Below are 18,660 nucleotides of genomic sequence, written 5' to 3'. Positions count from 1 at the left end.
AATAGTAAGCATTTTCTGTTTAAAAAATATTGACATCAATAGTTTTTATATATGCCAGTTTAAAATACGTTTATATTCAGCCGCTTTAAATTTACTTATAGTGGATAAAGAGAGAGGTTTCGAAAATTAGACTTAAGTACCAGCTTTTCTACCTATCTTTTATAACTTTTACAATAACTGATCACACGTATTAAAGCAAAACCATGCCGATACTGCGCGGTTTTATTTAATATAAATAATAAAAAAGCGTTCCGTAGAACGCTTGATTAAAATTTTACTGGGCGCCGTGAATTTGCTTGTGCTCTGAATGCAGATACTCATCTGACTGCATTTCTAGCAATCTTGAACGGGTACGCTCAATTTCAAACGCCAACTTCTCTCCCTGGTAGATATTAATAATATCATCTTGAGAGGTAAGTAAAAGTTTTACTCCCCGATCATAGAACTCATCAACCAGATAAATAAAACGTCGGGTTGCATCATTAATCTGATCAGTTAAATGCGGAACATTACTGACCAGTACCGTATTATAAATATTGGCTATTTCAATGAAATCTGACGGGCTGCGAGGCTTAAGGCAAAGTTCTGAAAATTCACACCACAACACATCTTCAGTATGACCGATAGTCTCTACAATACGGTTATTGATAATAATTGATTCTTGAGACTGCACCTGAGTCTGGGTCAATGCAGAAAACCTTTGGGCAATCCACTGCTGTGCTTCGTGGCTGAGCGGTGCCTTGAAAAGCTGCGCCTGTTTTAACACCCGTAACCGATAATCTACTCCAGCATCTACATTTAACACGACGCAGTTTTTTTTGACCATTTCAATGGTAGGTAAAAAACGGTCACGATGAATACCATTTTTATATAAACCATCTGGTGCAATATTTGAGGTCGCTACCAGCGTAATACCGCGCTGGAATAATTTTTGAAACAGATCGCTCAAAATCATGGCATCAGTGACATTTGATACAAAAAATTCGTCGAAGCAAATAATAACTGCATCTTTGTAAATCTGGTCAGCCACCAGATCTAGGGGATTACGCTGGCCAGACAGCTTATTTAACTCACGGTGTACATGTTGCATAAAGTGATGAAAATGCATACGTAACTTGCGGCGAAATGGAATAGACTCAAAGAATTGATCCATTAGCCATGTTTTTCCACGGCCAACCCCACCCCACATGTATACACCACGCGGTGCAGTTTGCCGGCGAAAACGGCGAAATGCTTTCTTAGAAGCCTTATATCGGTGAATCAATTCATGCCAGACCCGGTCCAGCTCCTGCACAGCTTGTGCCTGTGCTTCATCAGGTAAAAATTGTCCAGAAGATAAAGCTTGAGAATAATGCTCGGCTGGAGAGACGGGTGAAAAAGCTGTACTGTGTGATGATTTAAGCTCTAGCATATAATTCTGATACGTTTTATGGGCTAATGGGAAGTATAACGAAGAATATAGTGAAACATATAAAACTTTGGCATAACCCAACTTAGGCTATTTACCATATTGTCTTGGGCTTTGTCCGAACCAGCGCTTAAAGGCATGATTAAATGCGGCCGGTTCTGAATAGCCCAGTAACTCAGCAATAACCTCAATTGAGTACTCTTTATATTCAATCAGTTTTAATGCTTTGTTTTTAATCAACTGTTCTCTAATTTCTTTATAACTGGTATTGAACTGTTGTAGCTGATGGCGCAAGGTACGTTCTGGAATACCAAGTGCTTGTGCAGTCTCTGCCATAGTAGGAATTACCCCCTTTTGCAGCTCTAAATAGTCATGTACGCGCTGAATAAGTGAAGGTACTGCATCATCATGATTTAAACGTTGTAGCTCACTAATACATTTAGCTTCATAAACCCGATGGGTAATTGGATCTGCAGAAGGAATTTTGATTTCAAGTACTTGCGAATTTAATCCAAATTTCGCCTGCTTAAAACCGAAGTGCAGATCTGCACCATAATAATTCTGATACAGCTGTAATTGCTCTTTATCTTCAGGTGCTTTAAAAGGTAACTCAACTCTTAAAGTAGGTGCAACCAGTCCCATCATTTTATAAATATCTTGAATAAATTTATAAGTTCCCGAAATTTCGCATTGGGCACGTAGCAATCCCATATCTGAGTTTAGGTCTACTGGCAAATATGTCAATGCAACCTGATGAGCCATGACTTCAAGGCCTAAAGTTCCAAATAGGTGAGTAAGACCCTGGTATTGGATCCCCTTTTCAAGAGCAGTCTGGATATTATTACTGGTTACAAGGAGCATCAGCAAAGGGCCATAACCGGCAAGCGCGTAATGCTGCCCAATAAATAGTCCTGTTTCAGGCTTTACCCCTTCACCCACAACTTTTTGTATATCCCATTCCAAGCTGGGATGAATAATAGAAGTCGGATCCAAAGCATCCGGCTTGATACCAATTGTTGCGAGCCGTGAATCAACATCAATTCCAGCGTTACGCATACCTTGTATTAAATACATCAAACCGAGAATAGAACGCTTCATGAATAATTCAATTTACCCTGACCTGTCTGTTTTACTATAAAAATCTCATCTTTTTAATTGCCGAATCTATCAATATTTATGTTGCTGCTATCATGGGCCAATATAAGCAAAGCTGTATAATTTGTATAAAAATAGAACGGACTTAGCAGAGAATGCAGAAAAATAATATAGAACCTGTAACTGGACGCAGAGTAAAAGTTGCAATTATTGGTGCGGGATTTGGTGGTTTAGCCGCCGCAATTCGGTTATTACAGCAAAACATTGATGACTTTATTATTATTGAAAAAACAGGAGATGTAGGGGGCACATGGCGCGAAAACCGCTATCCGGGAGCTGCCTGTGATGTACAGTCACACATGTATTCTCTGTCTTTTGCGCCAAAAACAGACTGGTCAAAGCGTTACGCCGAGGCACCAGAAATTTTTGAATATATACAAAATCTTACTGAAAACTATCAACTGCGCCAATATATTCAATTCAATACAGAAATCACTGGAACTTTTTATAATGAACAGTTAAATATATGGCATATTGAAATTGATAGGCAGGAGAATATAGAAGCCCAATTTGTCATTTTTGCTTCCGGGCCGCTTCATATACCGCAGATTCCTAAAATAAAAGGTATCGAAAAATTTAATGGGAAAATTTTCCATTCATCACAATGGGATCATGAATACGATCTGATAGGTAAAACAGTTGCATCAATTGGTACAGGCGGCAGCGCCATTCAATATATTCCAGAAATAGCCTCACAGGTGAAACAGCTCTATGTAATGCAGCGTAGTGCAGCTTGGGTCATTCCACGCGACGAACGCAAATATGGCCAGTTGGAGAAAAACCTTTTTGCTCAGCAGGAATGGTTCAGGAAATTACATCGGATCCGGCTGTACTGGTCAAATGAATCACGGGTTATTCCAATTGTACAGCCATTTGCTATGCGCTATGTAGAAAAACTAGGCCGCGCTTTTATACGATTCCAGGTTAAAGATAAAACTATCGCCAAGAAACTTACACCTGATTATATTATGGGCTGTAAACGCATCTTGGTATCAAATAAATATTATCCAACCTTCAACCGGAGCAATGTTGAACTTGTAACTGATAAGATTCGGGAGATTACTGAAGACAGCATTATTACTCAGGATGGTCAGACCCGAGGAATTGACTGCCTGATCTATGGTACAGGTTTTATCACTGATCCCCGTGTTTACCTAAAGAATTTTCCATGCATTGGCCAGCATAATCAATCATTAGCAAAGGCTTGGGAAGATGGCGCCGAAAGCTACTATGGGGTAAGTACTAAAGGTTTCCCGAATCTGTTTCAGTTACTAGGTCCAAATACTGTTTTGGCGCATAATTCCGTTTTATTTATGATTGAATCTCAAATCGAGCATATCTTGCAATTGATTCAGCTGGTTGAAAAAACTCATACTCAGGCAGTCGTTGTTAAAGCTGAAGTACAGGATCAATTTAATCATCGAGTCCAAGACATGCTTAAAGGTACAGTCTGGCAGTCTGGCTGCACTAGCTGGTATCAGCAAAATGGCGGCAAAAACTTTTCCCTATGGCCTACTTACACTTGGCGATACTGGCTAGAAACCCGAAAGGTAAATCCGGCGGATTATCATTTTTTAGGAAATAGCACCATAAGCCGTGCAGCTTAAATTTTTCCCTGACATAATAAGCAGGTGTTGATTGCATCTGCTTATTCATGACTTCTCTTATTCTGGTTTTACAAATTTTTTTAGCCTTGGGTTTAGGCTTTTTATCCGCAAAAAAATTACCTGTTCCTGTACAAAAACTTATTTTCAAAATCTTGCCGTATTTTTCTTATCTGCTATTAATAAGTGTATCGCTTGAACTTTTTCAAGCTCTACAACAGTTACAACATCCTTTATATATTTTAAAACCTGCCTTATTAATTGCTCTACTGACCTCATTAGGATCTTTCTTGGTCTGTTTATTTGCTTATCAATGGCTAGACCGTAGCAGTGTCAAAGGCTCAATTTCCTTACACCTGTTTTTAAAGGCAATTAAGAATATCAGTTATGCTCTGCTGGCTCTAATGGCGGGTGCAGGCATTGGCTGGCTGATTAAATTATCTGGAAATGAATATTCTTTTAACAGCTGGTATCTATTACTGGTTTTTATTTTACTAATTGGTGTGGAGCTGGCTCATACCCATTTTGACCGTGCCTGGTTAAGCTGGAAAATTTTGGTTGTTCCATTAGCGGCTTTTATTGGTTCTGGCTTGGCTGCATTATTATGCATTCCTTTATTACAGAGTTACACAGCGAATGAAATTCTGGCCTTAGCTCAAGGTTATGGCTGGTACTCAATGTCTGGCATCCTGCTGAGTCAGATTCACTCTCCACAGCTTGGCAGTATTGCTCTGCTCACTGATCTGTTCCGGGAAGTTTTTGCAATTTTACTGATGTATTGTATCGGTTGGCGTTTTCCGCGTTCGGCAATTTCTAGTGCAGGAGCAACTTCCATGGATGTAACACTTGCCATGGTCAAACAGTCTTGCGGGACTCATTATGTTCCTCATGCCATGATGAGTGGCCTAATCTTAACTTTACTGGCACCTCTACTAATAAGCTTTTTTATATTTTTATAAAACAAAAATATAAGTTTGAATTTATTTGTACTTGATCTAAATCCTCAGAAGGTTATGCCAAAAAACAAAGCTGATAAACTAGTGATCAGCTTTGTCTGCAGTAGTTAAACTTACGATTACCCAATTATAAGCTGGCTAGAATTTCTTTTAAGGCTCCGGCAGGATCAGTCGATTGTGTAATTGGACGTCCAATTACTAAATGGGTTGAACCATCAAGCACAGCCTGTTTTGGAGTCACGATACGTTTTTGGTCATCCGCACTTGAACCGGCAGGACGGATACCGGGAGTAACCAGTGCAAAATCTTGTCCTAGTTCCTTACGTAATAGTGGAGCTTCCTGGGCAGAACAGACGACACCATCCAGACCACTTTCCTGAGTAAGCTTTGCCAAGCGTTTAACCTGCTCAAAAGGCTCAACATCTAAACCAATATCACGCAAATCATCGCGTGTTTGTGAGGTTAGTACTGTTACTGCAATCAGTTGGGTAGGATACTGTCCTGCTCTTAATCGCTCTACACAGGTTTCCATCATTTTACGGCCACCTGAAGCATGGACATTTACCATCCAGACCCCAAGATCAGCGGCGGCACACACTGCTTGAGCTGTAGTATTCGGGATATCATGAAATTTTAAATCAAGAAAAACTTCAAAACCTTTATTTTGTAAGGTTTTAACAATTGATGGACCTTCATGAGTAAAAAGCTCTTTGCCTACCTTGACACGACATAGTGATGGATCAAGTTGATCTGCAACTTTCAGGGCGTCATATTGGCTTTTTGCATCTAAGGCAACAATAATACTCACAAGTTTAATTCCATCTTATAAAAATCGGCCAATTATAAAGTGATTCATGCCATGCTCAAAGCAGGAATATATTGATAATGCAAAAAAGCCTGGTTATCTTTTCTAAAACATATTTATCTCTGTTCAGAGATCAGAATAGCTCTCGTATCATGTTCTAAGGCCTCAAAAATATGAGCCTGATCGGCAGGATAACAAATGTAATCCCCTTCATTAAGCACAATCGGTTCTGAAACTAAGCCTACTTTAGCCTTACCTTTCATAATAATAATATGTTCTATACTTCCGATTGAATGTGGCTGACTGCAACGCGGTTCGTCTGGATGTGTAGTAAGGATATAAACGTCTCGTCTGGCACCTGTGGGACAGTTTGCCAGTAATATTGCCTGATAATGAGCAATTTCAGAACTGACGGATGGGCCTTCGCCAAAACGAATAACCTGTGTTTGTGCAGTATTAGCCTCCATTAATTTTGCAAATGGAATATCTAGAGCCACACATAGAGCCCATAATGTTTCCAAGCTTGGATTTCCTTGCGCAGCTTCCAGTTGAGATAAGGTTGATTTGGCAATACCTGCGCGGCGGGCTACCTCTGTCAATGACAATCCCGCTTTTTGTCTTTCTCTTTGTAGTCCTTTAGCCACCATCTCAATAGGTAATGTCATAATTCACCATAAAAAACAAATGTTCGTTTTGACGAACAATATAAAATTAAACTATTATATCGTACGATCGTTTGATATAGAAAACAAAAGATGTGCAATGAAGAGCGAAACAAATTAATTAAAACTATCACACTTATCTCGGTGGCAACCGGTATTGTAGGCATTTCTTTAGGGTCGATTGCAGCCAGTTTCCATATACATTTATGGATTCCTCTAGCTTTATCTATATTTGTATTGGCAGGCGCTGCAGAGTTTACCTTCATTGGTTTGATTGCATCAGGTGCCAATCCAATCTTTGCTGCATTGACCGGTATATTAATTAATTTAAGGCATTTCCCTTTTGGCCTATCAGTTGCTACTTATATTGAAAAAAATACTTATCAATTTTTTGCTTGCCATATTATGAATGATGAGAGTGTCATGTTCGGCCTCAGCCAAGAAAATACTCATTCAAAAAAGTGGGCCTACTGGATGTGTGGTTTAGGCATCAGCATGCTTTGGCCGCTTGGTGTATTTATCGGTTATCTGCTTAGCAAAAATATTCCAGATATCTATATTTTTGGTATTGATGCAGCATTCCCAGCCATTCTTTTTGCCTTAATCCTGCCAATGCTCAAGAATAAAACCACACGAAATCGAGTATTTCTGGGTACATCACTTTCCTTGGCCTCTATTCCCTTACTTCCAACAGGTCTTCCTGTTTTGGTGTCTATGTTTGGTTTAATAATAGGACGAAAAACAAAATGAAATATAGTGAAAGTTATATATTTATAGCGATTATAATTCTTGCATTAGGTACCTATCTGATTCGTTATTCTGGGTTCTATTTAGCCAGTCGCATTACATTTAAAGAATCTCATCAATAGCTCTTTGCAGACTCTGCTTGTGTGCTTCTGTTTAGCTTAGCGTTATTCAATACACTATTTACTGAAGATCATTTTAGTGGCATGAGTAAATTAGTCGGAGTTTTAGTTGCAGTCGTATTTGCATGGAAAAAGTATTCTTTTATCATAGTCATTATGATTGCAATGACCGTTACAGGTATGTTGAGGTATATAGGCTTTGCATAAACAAAAAAAGCTCTTTATTCCAATAAAGAGCTTTTAAGGTTCTTATAAAATCAGCTGGATTTTATAAGAGTTAAACTAGAAAAATTATAATGGTGTACGATTCTGGCTTTCCGAATTAATATCTAAAACTGTTTTTTCATGTCGGGCACTTGCTGCGGCTTCGGCAGCTGCTAGCTGAGCAGTATGAATCTGTTCTTTACGTAAATGCTCAATGTCTTGGCGAAGGCGTTTAATCTCCCAATTGCGTTGAAATACGCGGAATACTTGCACACCAAGTAGCAAACCTGCAATGATTCCCAAGCATAGGGTCAATAATAGCAAAAGTCCCAAACGCATAGCTGGAACTTGTGTAAATAACAAGTCAACTGAAAGTTCGGTTCCATTTTGCAGTACAAGTGCAAGTGCATAACCAAATACAATAATTAATAAGGCGACTAAGAGATAACGCATAAACACCCCACATGATTAAGTTTATTTATTGGCAGATTCGTTTACTGCGTCACGGAGTGCTTTACCCGGTTTAAAATGTGTACGGCTTTCGCTGCAACTTCTACCGCTTTACCAGTTTTAGGATTACGGCCAACACGTGGTTCACGATGGTGCAATGCGAAACTACCGAATCCGCGTATTTCAATACGATTGTCTGTAGACAGCGCTTCAATCATCTGATCAATCATGATTTTTACGGCCTCTTCAACAAGAGGTTCAGCCAAATGCGGGTTTTTCAGGGCAATTCGCTCTATTAAATCGGATTTATTAAGTGCTTCAGTAGTCATCTATGACCTCTTAAGTTATCAAGCTACTCTAACTCTTGCAGATAATAACCTGTTTAAATACAAAACGGTAGCGCAGTATACTAATACTACGCTACCGTTTACAGTATTTGTATAAAAAGTACTAAGTAGTTACACTACTATGTCCTTTTTTACATATTACTTCATTTGAGCCTTGATCAAGTCACCAATCGTCTTAGGACCATTGTCTTGATTAGTTGAAGTCTGACGCAGGTTAGCTACAGCTTCTTTCTCTTCAGCTTCATCTTTCGCTTTGATAGACAGGTTGATAGAGCGAGATTTACGATCAACATTGATGATCTTCGCTTCAACTTCCTGACCAACTTCAAGGAATTTAGTTGCATCTTCAACGCGATCACGGTTGATTTCAGAAGCTTTCAGAGTAGCTTCAACTTCGTCAGCCAACTTCACAGTTGCGCCACGAGCATCAACAGCAGTTACAGTACCTTTAACCAAAGCACCACGTTCGTTAGCAGCAAGGAAATCATTGAACGGATCGCTGTTTAATTGCTTGATACCTAGGCTGATACGGTTGCCTTCAGCATCTACAGACAGGATAACGGCTTCAACAGTATCACCTTTCTTGTAACGACGGATTGCTTCTTCGCCCTGTTCGTTCCAAGAGATGTCAGACAGGTGAACCAGACCATCAATACCACCTGGCAAACCAATAAAGATACCAAAGTCAGTAATTGACTTGATTGTACCTGAAACCTTTTCACCTTTGTCGTGGTTCTTAGCAAACTCTTCCCATGGGTTAGCACGAGTTTGTTTAATACCCAGAGAGATACGACGACGTTCTTCGTCCACTTCAAGAACCATAACGTCAACTTCGTCACCGATCTGAACAACTTTAGATGGGTGGATGTTCTTGTTAGTATGGTCCATTTCTGAAACGTGTACCAAACCTTCAACGCCTTCAGCAATCTCAGCGAAACAGCCGTAGTCAGTCAGGTTAGTTACACGAGCTTTAACGATAGAACCTTTAGGATAACGGTTCATGATCGCCATCCATGGATCTTCACCAAGCTGTTTAAGGCCTAGAGATACACGGTTACGCTCACGGTCAAACTTAAGCACTTTAACAGTAACTTCTTGCCCTACTTCAACCACTTCTGATGGGTGCTTGATGCGTTTCCAAGCCATATCAGTGATGTGTAGAAGACCATCAATACCGCCCAGGTCAACGAATGCGCCGTAGTCAGTAAGATTTTTGATCGTACCAGTAACTGTTTGACCTTCTTCAAGCTGAGCAAGAAGAGCTTCACGGTCAGCTGAAGATTCAGCTTCCATTACTGCACGACGAGATACCACAACATTATTGCGTTTAGCATCAAGTTTGATTACTTTAAATTCTAACTCTTTGCCTTCAAGGTGAGTTGTATCACGGATCGGACGAGTGTCTACCAGAGAACCCGGCAGGAACGCACGAACTGGACCGATATCAACTGTGAAACCGCCTTTAACTTTACCAGAGATAACACCAGTAACGATTTCGCCGTCTTCAAAGATTTTTTCAAGTTTAGTCCAAGTTTCAGCACGTTTTGCTTTTTCACGTGATAAAACTGTTTGGCCCATACCGTTGTCAAGAGCTTCAACAACAACGTCTACAGTATCACCAACTTGAACTTCAAGTTCACGCTGGTCATTTAAAAATTCAGCACGGTCAACAACGCCTTCAGATTTAAGGCCAGTGTCAACAGTAATCCAGTCAGCATCGATGCTTACTACAACACCTTGGATGACTGCACCCTTTTCAACGTTAAGGTTTAATTCGCTTTCTTCAAAGAGGGCTGCAAAAGATTCGGTCATGATATACCTGATAAAGTCAACGGTCTTGGATCAGACAAGGCCGGTTTAGTTAAACATCCACATAGTCCATAAGAACTGATCAAGCTATGCTTCTGTTGATATTCTTTAATGCGCTAATCGGGCATCGACATAGTCGACCATCAACTTAAACACTTGATCTATGCTCAAATTTGAGCTATCAATAATATAAGCATCTGGTGCAGGCTTAAGAGGAGCAACTTCACGTTCCATATCTCTTTTGTCGCGCGCCTGTATATTAGCTAAAATGTCGCTTATTTTAACATCCAGCCCCATACCCTGCAACTGTTTTACGCGGCGCTCTGCACGCGACTCGGCAGATGCAGTCAGATAGATTTTCGCCTGCGCTTCAGGAAAGATAGTTGTAGCCATATCCCTACCATCTGCAACCAGGCCAGGCTGCTGTGCAAAATCACGCTGCCGTGTAAACAGGGCTGCGCGCAGTTCTGGCACAGCAGCTACTTTTGAGGCATATTCTCCAACCCGTTCAGTACGAATAGTCTGAGTAACATCTTCATCATCTAAATAGATTTTCGTGCCCTGATCAGTGCTTTTAAAGCGTATATTCAACTGTGCAGCAATATCTGCACAGCCAGCCAGGTTGCTTTCCAATTCTTCAAACAGGTCACGTTTATGTAATGACAGCCCTAAAAGGCGATATAAGGCTCCCGAATCAAGTAAATGATAACCATAATATTCGGCGAGCTTCGCTGCTAATGTCCCCTTTCCTGAACCACTTGGACCATCGATAGTAATAATTTGAACTGTCATTAATTTTCCATTAAGAAACTGATTTTGCTAACTTTGAGAGACCTAGTGTAATCGCGCCTTTAAGCTGTGCAAGTATTAATTTACTGACAAACGGTGCCTTTGCCTGCAATTCAATCCGGTAGCGCACTAAAGTTTTATCTCCTGCCAGCTCTTCAAACTCAATTCGGCCTAAATGATGTCGGATTAAAGGATTTTTAATAATCTTATATTCAATACGCTTATTTTCTTCAAGCAGTGTAATTTCTTCTTGCAGAGGTTTGACTGGTCCATATCCCATACGGCGAACTGATCCGACCCCGTCCGGACGCTGCGGATCAGCTGAGTCTTTACTACGCACGACCTGTATAGGTGCAAATGCTGTATTATATGTTGAATGCTTGGAGAGCAATTCAAAGACTTCGGATACAGGCGCATTAAACTGTTTTTTTACTTCAATATAATTCATTTTCTTTCCTGTGTTTTTTATTGAAAATTGATAATTTAAAGAGTTCTGAAACCATGATGGTATCTATTTTATGGAGATTAGTTCAGAGTTTACTCTGCTGACGCTTCTGTTCACGCCGCATTTTAAAGAAATCACTTAGCTGTTGTGAACACTGTTCTTGTAAACAGCCTGATTCAAATTGAAATAGATGATTATAATAACCACTCTCTAATAAGCGGCGCGCACTGACGAGTGACCCGGCTTTAGGCTCAGTAGCTCCAAAAACCACTCTCTGCACCCGTGCGTGGATTAACGCTCCTACACACATTGTACAAGGCTCAAGAGTGACATATAAAGTAGCATCATCTGGCAGTCGATAATTTTGTGTTAATTGACAAGCCTCTCGAAGAGCCTGTATTTCTGCATGAGCTGTTGGGTCATGCTTGAAAATTGGCTGATTATGTCCTACACCAATAATCTGGTTATTACTTACAATTACTGCACCTACCGGAACTTCTCCTTTTGACGCTGCAAGTGCAGCCTGCTCATAGGCAAGCTGCATCCAGTAATGATCATCGAATTCATGTTGCTGCATATATCAGTCAATCACCTGATATTGTTTAAGTAGTCTGTTCCAGCTTTCATTTGTGGTTACTGGTGGTTGATCACCCAAGATACTGCGCAGACTTAAATCGGCACTTTGTTTCCACTCAGGTGACAAATCTTTATCCACCAGTCGTGCACGTACTCCTTCAACAAAATCAGGATGGCGGATTTTCCAGTTGGAAATTTGAAGTTCAAGCTCAAATACTTCATTCCAAGAATGAACCTGACGCCCCCATTGCCATAACAGCCAAGTAAGTGCGGCTGTGGCAGGCGAGCCCTTTTGCAGATTTTCGCTTGCCTGACGCAACCAGTCACTACGAGCATCACTTAAACCAATAATAGCCTGATAGTCCTGTTCAAAATTTATACCCCGGCAGACACTATGAATCACATCAAGTGAATTCTGTAATGGGCCTGGGGCCACCGGTCGGTGCAGGCTGTTTAAGGTATCATCAATCGCACGGAAACTTCCCGCAGGATAATGATTCCAATCAATACTGATGACTTTTTGTAATACTACATCACGCTGTGCATCACAGATATGGGTTGCCCAACCGATACCATAAGCGCCAGCAGAGGTCATAATTGAACCCGTCAGACCGGTAAATAAACCTATCGGACCCCGATCTGCCAAGAAACGGCTTGCACCGACATCAGGATATAAACCAATATTAATCTCAGGCATAGCTAACCGCGAATAGGGAGTGACCAGCCGGAACGGTGCTGCCATAAACAAGCCCAGCCCACCTCCCATAACATAACCTTCTCCCCAGACCAGAATTGGTTTGGCATAATTATGAATGAGTAAATCCAGTGCGTATTCCTGTTCAAAAAACCGGTTCGCTGTATCTACTTCATGATTAATGACTAATTGACGTAGTTTACGAACATCTCCACCTGCACAAAAGGCTTTTGGTGTTGTTGAATCTAACCAGATAGCCTTGACCTGATCATCATGCTGAAAATCTTCAAAAGCCTTCAGTAATGCAGAAACGATAGATTCATCCAGAGCATGCAAGGATTTCGGACGATTTAAACGTACTATACGCCAGCCATTGTCCGCGGCTTCAACGACCAAGTCAGGATGATAAGAATTTAGTAAGGGAGAATTTGTCATGCGTCCAGCTGCCAGTCTATAGGCTCAATGCCATGTTGTGTTAAATAATTATTTGTTTTGGAGAATACTTTACAACCGAAGAAACCACCACGGTTGGCTGCCAAAGGAGAAGGGTGAGCAGCTTTCAAGACCAAATGTCTGTCTTGATTAATTCGCTGTCCTTTACGCTGTGCATATGCACCCCATAAAATAAAGACAACATGTTCCCGCTGTTCATTTACCACATCAATCACATAATCGGTAAAATCTTCCCAGCCCTGCTTTTGATGAGAAGTTGGCTGACCTGCCTCAACAGTCAATACGCTATTTAGCAGTAATACACCTTGCTTTGCCCATTTGGTCAGATCACCATGGTGAGGCTCAGGCACACCCAGATCAGTATGCAGTTCATGAAAAATATTACGTAATGATGGCGGTAAACCTACACCACGATGTACAGAAAAGCTCAACCCGTTGGCCTGATTAGGCCCATGATAAGGATCCTGCCCCAAAATTACGACCTTCACCTGGTCAAGTGGAGTCATATTTAATGCCTTAAATATTTCCGGGTTTGGGGGATAAATTGTTTTTTGAGCTTTCTTTTCTTCTCGCAAGAAGTTACGCAAGTGTTCTATCTTGGCACCCAGCAAAAAATCTGCCAAGGCATATTTCCAACTTTCGTCTAACTGAACCTTACTCAATTTTTCATCTTGCTGCTCAGTTAACTGCATGCCTTTTTCCTTAAAGTCTTATCCAAAATAAAATATCCGAAGTTTTAAAGCTTGACCTGCAGCTCAACTCCAGGATTTTCAAATTTCAAACCCTGTTTCAATCTTTCATACATGGTCGGATCGGCCCATTCTTGCTGAACCTGTTCAGAAAATTCGATCTGTTCAAGCTGTAATAAACCCATTTGCCTATTTTCTATATCTTCCTGAAAACTCTGTGCATAACCTGTATCTGTTTCATGCACAATTACCGAGTAAACCTCAACATCACCTTCCCCGTTCTGGGTAACGGTTGAATTTAGAACCTGCTGGGCTAGAAAGAAGAAAATGCGCGAAAACTGTTCAGCAGAGGGTGAAACAGGCAGAGCTATCCAGCGCGCACTAAATTTTTTGCACGCTGCAATATATTCCTGGTCATCATTTTGCCAAAAACAGATGGCATGGTCAAAACTGTCGAAAAGATCTTTAATCACCCCTTTCAACAGGCCGAAGTCGTAGACCATCTGTCCATGATCCAACCGGTTAGCCTTGAGTAACAACTCAACCTTGTAGCTATGGCCATGAATTGAACGCTTACAGCGATCCGAAGTGCAATTTCGCACGATATGAGCGTTTTCAAACTTAAATAACTTACGAATTAACATGCGCCGAATAGGTAATTGACTGCAAATATTTTTAATTATAAAGCAAAAGTAAAGTAGTTCGCAGCTATTTTTATAACTGCTCACAATTCATGCAGTCTAAAATGGGGCAAGACTTCGAAAATATACATAGATCTGGTTTTCATCGCGTTTAAAGTATGTTGTGAACTGCCGTTTACGTTCTGAGAGCCGTACTTCAATTTCAGCTTTAAAAAAATCTGACTTTATATCCAGCAATGGATTTACTTGTGCTTTGTTGGTAGCACTTATCTGATCGAATGGCTCAAGTCCCCACAAATCGCCTGTGGCATTAAAGTATTCCATATTACTTTGCTTACGCTGCAAAGCATCTGTGACAGCATTCAGATCAAGCTTCTCATCCATACTGGCAAGAACCAAAGCAGGTGCTGTATTGATATTAATTTTGGTCTCTGCTGGTAATGCACTTACATAAGGCGCTATCAATTGGTATTTTTTTCCTTCGAACCCTCTTACCTGCTTCAGCTCTTCAATACTAAAAAACCGGGTATTGGGAGTAAGATGAGGTTGATTCAAACCTTGATAATAACTGCTTTCTGCGCCCATAGCACCTATAGTCAGATCGTCAGGGTCCTGCCAGTCAATCACTGCCTGGCTTAGTTCGGCAGGCAGACCAACACGGACCAGCAAGCGCTCAAACCAGGCCTGAGCATCCGGATTAACCGTACCATCTGCCTTAACCAGATTATTTAAATTAAACTTTCCACTTTCATCTTTTAAACGACCTGAAATATAACCATCTTCTACGGGAAAGGCAGGCATAGGCTGTGCCCAAATTTCCTGTAAATGATCAATATCTCCAGCATTTTCTTTGTCTTGTCGCAGGATTTCAGAGAAAAATGCTTCAGCACTTTTAGTATAGAGTAAAGATTGGTCCTGCCGCATCAGGTAAGCGGTATTATCTGCTGTCTGACTTTGCCGCTTGGCAATAGTGGCAGCCAGAATGGTTGCCAAGGCAACCATCATCAGAATAGTAATAAGTGCTATACCCTGTTGCTGCCGCATAGTAATCCCCAGTTTTTTACTTTTAAGATAGATTTATTGTTTTTTCTTTTAAATCACCTGTATTTGAAAGGCTGTAAATCCATTCGTATTCAGTTCCATTTATGGTCAGATTGATTTTAAAACCGCGCGGTAGAATTTTAAGCTGTTCTGATTGGGAAGCAGGATTCAATACGCCTTCAGGCCATCTGTTTAGTTCAGCCGGATTTAAGACGCTAATCCGGTATTGCTCGACCTGATCAAGAAGCACACTTGACTGGGGCTGAATAGCAGTTGAAGTATTCAGGTTTTGATATTTTAACCGGTACAGTTTCTGGTCTGCACTACTGTATTGATATTCGATCCGCTCATAAGGCCCCAGCCCCTGGCCCAAAGGATCAGTTACACCAGCTTTACTAAAAATAAAATGCTGATCGTTTAATTCAAGTGCAGGACGCAACTCTCCTCCATTATTTGCAGTTAATGGAATCAGCTGCAGGCTGTCACGTAAGATTTGCTGATAAGCTTCCTGTAACCGGGCAAGATTTTGCTCATGTATACTATTTCGTTCTTTTACTTTGATCAGATAATCAAAGACCTTCCAACCCAGCGCAGAGAGTGCTGCAAAAATCGCAATCGCGACCAACAGCTCCACCAGAGTAAAACCCCGTTTATATTTCATGAAGTATTTTCTTTGAGTGGATGATTAAAAAACACCAAGGTCGCAATTCCATTTTCAACCTTACCCTGCTCTGTATTAAACAGACTAATTTGTACTTCAATACGCTGTACATTTGGACTGATGGTGGAAGCTGCCTGTTTGTCAATTTGCCAGGTTTCACCTTGAGATGTTACCTGTTTAGACTCTTTTCCCTGTAGCCACGCCTGATTCATTTCCATGAGAGCAATTTCATTCATACCCACAAATTGCGCTTTTGTCCTTAAAATTGCATTTGAGGTGGCTTGTGTATATTGCATGGCTACTTTTGTCAGAGCAACTGCTGCTATCGCAAAAATTGCTAGCGCAACCATAACTTCAAGTAATGTAAAGCCTTTAGGTTTCACTAATTTTACCTAAATAATCAATTTCGATTTCATGGCCTACCGGCCTTTGCTCCAGATAGAACTGGATGCGTACAGGCCTCACTTCTCCATTTCCCAGCCAGATCAGTTTAGGTGCTCGGCTTCCTAATAACTCTTCATTACTGGCGTTTTGAAAATCATGATCGAGAGGCTGAATACTAAAGCTGACATTTGGGGGCAAATGTCGGGAAGGAAACTCACTATATTTCTGCCATTTTTCTGATGTAGGAGCTAAAAACCCAGTAGTAGTTTTCATATCAGCCGCAGCTTGATATTCAAGCAAGTTATAAACAAAAGTATTTACATCAGTAGCTGATCGCGTCTCAAGTGCGAGTATACGTGCCTGGTCATTGGCTTCCCGGTTGATTTTCTGCAGGTCCAGTAAAAAAACTTCTCTAGCCTGCATTGCTTTGCGCTGATCAATACCATCCAAATTCATTACAACAAGAGATGTCGTAATACCAATGATCACAATGACCACCATCAGTTCGATTAAGGTAAAACCATAATGAGCAGATGAAGATGAACGGATCATTAGATTATTCCATGTCAGGCATATTGTTCATTAACCTGCTTGGGCAGTGCCAAAGCCTGATCAATATAGGCCACTCTTAAAGTATCACGCGACCCCAGATAACGCTGATAAAAACTTGAATTTAAAATTGCTGCCGCGCCATGTGTTAGTGACCAGATCGAAGCCAGATAGTCACGCACTGTCATGATACTGCCAATGGATTCCAAATAATTTTCGGTCATGCGTATAATAATACGCATTCGCTGTTTACGGACCTGATAGAGCTCACTAAAAAGATGGTGGATTCCCTGTCCGGTAATCGAAAGCCGCTCTTCAATCTGATGAAAAAGTACGGTACGTTCCGGATGATGCAGATGATGCAACATGAAAAAAGCCAAGTGTTCAGGAAAAGATTTTTCGCCATCCTGAATCATTTCCAGCAACATCCGCTCATTGCGAATAATAAGCAGAATATACAACTCATCCTTACTTTGAAAATGCTTGTATAGAGTACCCTTGGCTAAATCGAGTTCTGCCGCCAGTGCATCAAGTGTCATGCCTGACTCACCATTTTCTAACAGGAGTTGCTCTGCCACTTGAAATATTAATGCTTCTCTTGCCCGAAACTGGGCCTGACGATCCATCTTCACCCGATTACTCTCTTTTTGCTTTTCAATGTGTATTTACTTTGAATTAAGGAGGTTTTCAAAATTTTGTGTTGTTATGAAAGCAATCTCCTCAAGCGGTTTATCATATACATCACTTAAGGCTTTGGCTACATATGGAACATATTTTGGTTCATTAGATTTACCTCGATAAGGTACTGGTGCCAGATACGGGCTATCCGTTTCAATCAAAATACGGTCAAGGGGGACCTGTTTGGCAACATCTCGCAAATCCTGAGCATTTTTAAAGGATACAATACCCGAGAAAGAAATATAGTAACCACAATCCAGGACTGCCTTGGCAGTTTCCCAATCTTCTGTAAAACAGTGCAGAATTCCATGTTCAGAACCTTCGGCACGAATAATATCAACCGTGTCATGCTTAGCCGAGCGCGTATGTACAACTACTGGCTTTTTTACTATTTTTGAAGCCTGAATATGACGGGCGAAACATTCTTTTTGTTCAGCAATAAAATCCGTACTGTGAAAATAGTCGAGACCGGTTTCACCAAGCGCCCATACTTTTTCTGCCTGTGCTAGCTCAACCAGATATTCAGTCGTAGCACGCGCCATGACTGTGGCATCTTCACAAGGATGCACACCTACACTATAGCCCAACTCAGGATGACGGATGGCAATTCGCGAAAGCTCAATGTGGTCATCCAGATTTACCGAGATACTCATCATTTTTGATACCCCTACATCTTTTGCCGCCTGAATGGCCAGATCAATATCACCATCATAAGGCGACAGGTCCAGCAGGGTTAAATGACAATGAGTATCTACAAACACAATTTTTTCCTATAACAACCAGTGAGCTTAAAA

Annotated in this window: 21 protein-coding genes and 2 pseudogenes; 4 read left to right on the top strand and 19 right to left on the bottom strand. The window is 40.8% G+C overall.

Annotation, left to right across the window (positions count from 1 at the left end; translation table 11 throughout):
* Window positions 1-274: 274 nt before the first annotated feature.
* Both zapE and J502_RS07080 read right to left on the bottom strand, forming a co-directional pair.
* Window positions 275-1,411 (bottom strand): cell division protein ZapE, encoded by a 1,137-nt coding sequence (gene zapE, locus J502_RS07085; protein WP_034670043.1) that lies wholly within the window; start codon window positions 1,409-1,411, stop codon window positions 275-277.
* An 87-nt stretch (window positions 1,412-1,498) separates the two neighbouring features.
* Window positions 1,499-2,506, bottom strand: a complete 1,008-nt coding sequence (locus tag J502_RS07080; protein ID WP_034670044.1) for a helix-turn-helix domain-containing protein — start codon at window positions 2,504-2,506, stop codon at window positions 1,499-1,501.
* A gap of 152 nt (window positions 2,507-2,658) precedes the next feature.
* On the opposite strand from J502_RS07080, the gene J502_RS07075 reads away from it, so the two are divergent.
* Together J502_RS07075 and J502_RS07070 are read left to right on the top strand one after the other, a co-directional pair.
* Window positions 2,659-4,170 (top strand): flavin-containing monooxygenase, encoded by a 1,512-nt coding sequence (locus J502_RS07075; RefSeq protein ID WP_034670045.1) that lies wholly within the window; start codon window positions 2,659-2,661, stop codon window positions 4,168-4,170.
* 47 nt (window positions 4,171-4,217) lie between these two features.
* A complete protein-coding gene (locus tag J502_RS07070; RefSeq protein WP_005014679.1) occupies window positions 4,218-5,126 on the top strand; it encodes a LysO family transporter in 909 nt (302 codons plus the stop codon).
* 124 nt (window positions 5,127-5,250) lie between these two features.
* Here J502_RS07070 and pyrF read toward each other — a convergent pair whose 3' ends face one another.
* Window positions 5,251-5,931 carry an orotidine-5'-phosphate decarboxylase gene (gene pyrF / locus J502_RS07065; RefSeq protein ID WP_005025601.1) on the bottom strand — a complete coding sequence of 227 codons (681 nt, stop codon included), beginning with the start codon at window positions 5,929-5,931 and terminating at the stop codon, window positions 5,251-5,253.
* A 113-nt stretch (window positions 5,932-6,044) separates the two neighbouring features.
* A complete protein-coding gene (locus tag J502_RS07060) occupies window positions 6,045-6,593 on the bottom strand; it encodes a helix-turn-helix domain-containing protein (protein ID WP_034670047.1) in 549 nt (182 codons plus the stop codon).
* Window positions 6,594-6,683: 90 nt separating this feature from the next.
* Between J502_RS07060 and J502_RS07055 the strand changes: the two genes are divergently transcribed.
* Window positions 6,684-7,340, top strand: a complete 657-nt coding sequence (locus J502_RS07055; protein ID WP_034670048.1) for an AzlC family ABC transporter permease — start codon at window positions 6,684-6,686, stop codon at window positions 7,338-7,340.
* Window positions 7,337-7,663, top strand: a pseudogene (locus tag J502_RS16520) (AzlD domain-containing protein). The gene J502_RS07055 and the pseudogene J502_RS16520 overlap by 4 nt, the downstream one beginning before the upstream one ends.
* 84 nt (window positions 7,664-7,747) lie before the next feature.
* Here J502_RS16520 and J502_RS07050 read toward each other — a convergent pair.
* From J502_RS07050 to J502_RS06980, 15 genes and pseudogenes are all read right to left on the bottom strand, one after another.
* Window positions 7,748-8,113: a lipopolysaccharide assembly protein LapA domain-containing protein gene (locus J502_RS07050; RefSeq protein ID WP_034670049.1), complete on the bottom strand. Its 366-nt coding sequence runs from the start codon at window positions 8,111-8,113 to the stop codon at window positions 7,748-7,750.
* A 21-nt stretch (window positions 8,114-8,134) separates the two neighbouring features.
* Window positions 8,135-8,439: pseudogene (locus tag J502_RS07045) on the bottom strand (integration host factor subunit beta).
* 156 nt (window positions 8,440-8,595) lie between these two features.
* Entirely contained in the window at window positions 8,596-10,269 is a 1,674-nt protein-coding gene (rpsA, locus tag J502_RS07040; RefSeq protein ID WP_005014687.1) for a 30S ribosomal protein S1, read from the bottom strand.
* Window positions 10,270-10,374: 105 nt separating this feature from the next.
* On the bottom strand, window positions 10,375-11,058 hold the full coding sequence (gene cmk, locus J502_RS07035) for a (d)CMP kinase (RefSeq protein WP_034683572.1): 684 nt from the start codon (window positions 11,056-11,058) through the stop codon (window positions 10,375-10,377).
* A 10-nt stretch (window positions 11,059-11,068) separates the two neighbouring features.
* Window positions 11,069-11,503, bottom strand: a complete 435-nt coding sequence (locus J502_RS07030) for an SRPBCC family protein (RefSeq protein ID WP_005025590.1) — start codon at window positions 11,501-11,503, stop codon at window positions 11,069-11,071.
* Window positions 11,504-11,585: 82 nt separating this feature from the next.
* Window positions 11,586-12,077, bottom strand: coding sequence for a tRNA adenosine(34) deaminase TadA (gene tadA, locus J502_RS07025; protein WP_034683570.1), 492 nt, complete (start codon window positions 12,075-12,077; stop codon window positions 11,586-11,588).
* 3 nt (window positions 12,078-12,080) lie between these two features.
* On the bottom strand, window positions 12,081-13,205 hold the full coding sequence (locus tag J502_RS07020; protein ID WP_005014691.1) for an enoyl-CoA hydratase/isomerase family protein: 1,125 nt from the start codon (window positions 13,203-13,205) through the stop codon (window positions 12,081-12,083).
* Window positions 13,202-13,915, bottom strand: a complete 714-nt coding sequence (ung, locus tag J502_RS07015) for a uracil-DNA glycosylase (protein WP_005025584.1) — start codon at window positions 13,913-13,915, stop codon at window positions 13,202-13,204. Before ung ends, J502_RS07020 begins: the two co-directional genes overlap by 4 nt.
* A gap of 44 nt (window positions 13,916-13,959) precedes the next feature.
* Window positions 13,960-14,556 carry a 6-pyruvoyl trahydropterin synthase family protein gene (locus J502_RS07010; RefSeq protein WP_005025581.1) on the bottom strand — a complete coding sequence of 199 codons (597 nt, stop codon included), beginning with the start codon at window positions 14,554-14,556 and terminating at the stop codon, window positions 13,960-13,962.
* Window positions 14,557-14,652: 96 nt separating this feature from the next.
* Window positions 14,653-15,597 carry a type II secretion system minor pseudopilin GspK gene (gene gspK, locus J502_RS07005; RefSeq protein WP_034683569.1) on the bottom strand — a complete coding sequence of 315 codons (945 nt, stop codon included), beginning with the start codon at window positions 15,595-15,597 and terminating at the stop codon, window positions 14,653-14,655.
* Window positions 15,598-15,619: 22 nt separating this feature from the next.
* Complete coding sequence (gene gspJ / locus J502_RS07000; protein ID WP_005014695.1) at window positions 15,620-16,255, bottom strand: type II secretion system minor pseudopilin GspJ; 636 nt, start codon at window positions 16,253-16,255, stop codon at window positions 15,620-15,622.
* On the bottom strand, window positions 16,252-16,638 hold the full coding sequence (gene gspI / locus J502_RS06995; protein ID WP_034683567.1) for a type II secretion system minor pseudopilin GspI: 387 nt from the start codon (window positions 16,636-16,638) through the stop codon (window positions 16,252-16,254). Before gspI ends, gspJ begins: the two co-directional genes overlap by 4 nt.
* Window positions 16,628-17,191 carry a prepilin-type N-terminal cleavage/methylation domain-containing protein gene (locus J502_RS06990; protein ID WP_005014699.1) on the bottom strand — a complete coding sequence of 188 codons (564 nt, stop codon included), beginning with the start codon at window positions 17,189-17,191 and terminating at the stop codon, window positions 16,628-16,630. The genes gspI and J502_RS06990 overlap by 11 nt, the downstream gene beginning before the upstream one ends.
* A 14-nt stretch (window positions 17,192-17,205) precedes the next feature.
* Window positions 17,206-17,814 (bottom strand): TetR/AcrR family transcriptional regulator, encoded by a 609-nt coding sequence (locus tag J502_RS06985; protein ID WP_005014700.1) that lies wholly within the window; start codon window positions 17,812-17,814, stop codon window positions 17,206-17,208.
* Window positions 17,815-17,853: 39 nt separating this feature from the next.
* Window positions 17,854-18,627, bottom strand: coding sequence for a TatD family hydrolase (locus J502_RS06980; protein WP_005014702.1), 774 nt, complete (start codon window positions 18,625-18,627; stop codon window positions 17,854-17,856).
* Window positions 18,628-18,660: the final 33 nt, after the last annotated feature.

The organism is Acinetobacter sp. 1294596 (assembly GCF_000582925.1).
GTDB classification, from domain to species: Bacteria; Pseudomonadota; Gammaproteobacteria; order Pseudomonadales; family Moraxellaceae; genus Acinetobacter; species Acinetobacter radioresistens.
The sequence above is the reverse complement of the archived record's forward strand: the minus strand, read 5'-3'. Positions and strand labels throughout refer to the sequence as shown.